Source organism: Mycoplasmopsis iners ATCC 19705 (genome assembly GCF_000701805.1).
In the GTDB taxonomy this organism is placed as follows: Bacteria; Bacillota_I; Bacilli_A; order Mycoplasmatales; family Metamycoplasmataceae; genus Mycoplasmopsis; species Mycoplasmopsis iners.
Genome location: NZ_JNJW01000026.1, coordinates 1 through 1,750 on the forward strand (window position 1 = coordinate 1; position 1,750 = coordinate 1,750).

The 1,750-nt window shown below is 30.3% G+C and carries 3 protein-coding genes; all 3 read right to left on the bottom strand.

What is annotated here, in order from left to right:
• Positions 1-142: 142 nt before the first annotated feature.
• Genes rpsR through rpsF form a run of 3 tightly spaced genes read right to left on the bottom strand, consistent with a single transcriptional unit; the run spans position 143 to position 1,457 of the window.
• Complete coding sequence (gene rpsR / locus T395_RS0103130) at positions 143-409, bottom strand: 30S ribosomal protein S18 (protein ID WP_029513013.1); 267 nt, start codon at positions 407-409, stop codon at positions 143-145.
• Positions 410-421: 12 nt separating this feature from the next.
• Positions 422-1,042 (bottom strand): single-stranded DNA-binding protein, encoded by a 621-nt coding sequence (locus tag T395_RS03560; protein ID WP_051617854.1) that lies wholly within the window; start codon positions 1,040-1,042, stop codon positions 422-424.
• A gap of 28 nt (positions 1,043-1,070) precedes the next feature.
• Positions 1,071-1,457 carry a 30S ribosomal protein S6 gene (rpsF, locus tag T395_RS0103140; protein WP_029513015.1) on the bottom strand — a complete coding sequence of 129 codons (387 nt, stop codon included), beginning with the start codon at positions 1,455-1,457 and terminating at the stop codon, positions 1,071-1,073.
• Between the last annotated feature and the right edge of the window lie 293 nt (positions 1,458-1,750).

Consider the following 1,750-nt stretch of genomic DNA (forward strand, 5'->3'; position numbering starts at 1 on the left):
ACCTGATACCATTCCGAACTCAGTAGTTAAGCCCTTTAGTGCCGAAGATAGCAGAGATGTGAAAATAGGGAGCGGCTTTTTTTATTGCATTTTTTGATTAATAAAACAAAAAGCATGCCCAATGCATGCTTTTAAATTAATACTAGTTTTGTGCTGATTTAACAACACGAACACGGTCTTTTGAATAAGGCATTAAAGCCATGAAACGAGCTCTTTTGATAGCTGTAGCAATTTTTCTTTGGTCTTTAGCACATGCGCCTGTAAGGCTTTTAGCTTTGATTTGACCTGTACCATTAATAAATTTGTTTAAAAATTCGATATCTTTGTAATCAACATAGTTAAGTCTAGCTTCACAAATTTCACATTTACGACGTTTAATAAAACCTGGTTTTTTGTTAGTTTTTTTCATTATTATACCTTTCTAATCAAGATCATCTGTTTCTGGCAAATGATTAAGTGTAAAACCTACTTTTGCTTTTTCTGAAGTATAAGTTGTTTCGTTGTTTGAAGGTTGAATATCAGTTCAATCTCTTTCATTTAAGTTATTTGATGGCACATTATTAGTTGACTGGTTTGCAAATGTTGGCATCGATTGAAAACCTTTTGCATTATTTGATTGCGCATAATTATTATTGTTTTGCGCATAATTGTTGTAATTATTATTGTAACTATAATTATTATTTTGAGCTGTTGAAGCAACTCTTCCACGGCGGTTTTCTCTGACTTCTTTGGTTTCAAGTGGACTGATGTTTTCAATCACTACATCCATGTCTCTTACTTTGTTACCATTTTTATCATTGTATTCTGATGATTGAAGATAGCCTTCAATGCTTACTAAATCACCTTTTTGTAAAAAGTTACCGATAAATGTTGCTTGACCTCTTCAACCAACAACTCTAATAAAATCAGTTATTTCGGTATTTTGATTTGATCTACGATTAACCGCAACAGTAAATCTTGTATATTGAACATTTGATTGTGTAGTATACACTCTTACGTCCGAACTAATTCTGCCTATGATAATAACTTTGTTTAAATTCATTTTCAACCTCTTTCTTAATCTTGATTAATTATTCAGCGTTTTCTGTTTTTTGAACTCTTGGTTTTTTAAATTCTCTGTTTTCTGTGTTCTTTTTGAAGAAACTGTGTTTTTTGGCAACTTTTTTTGGTTTACCAAAACCTTTTTCTGTATCTAAATTGATTACTAATTGTCTTCAAATTTCTTTTTTAATATTGCTACGACGTGTGAATTCAGCAATTAAGTTGCTTTCAGCGTCAAGATTGAATAATAAGTATTGAGCTTTTAAAGAGCCATTAATTTTGTAAGCTAAATCAGTTAATTCTAACTTTTCAGCTTTTTTAATATTGTCTTTACCAAAAACTTCTTCAACTAAATCGAAACCGACTTTAGCTTCAGCTTTGGGGTCAACAATTAACATAATTTCGTATTTTGACATTTTTTCTCCTTCTGGACTTCTGGGCCTTGTGGCCAAGGAGTAAATTAATTACTCGTGCTTATTATAAACAAATAATTTAATTTCTATATTAATAAGACCATAAATTTATAAAGCTAAAAATTGGTTTAGTGCAATTGCTTTTATAGCCCATTTGTTGATGAAAATTTTTAGCATTTTTAAAAATAATTTGTTGGCGTTTTAAACTAGGACAAGAAAAGTAGACAGAAAATAAAAACTGTCTACTTTTCGTTTACAATAAGAGAAAGGAGTTTACAAATGGCTAAACAATTGAA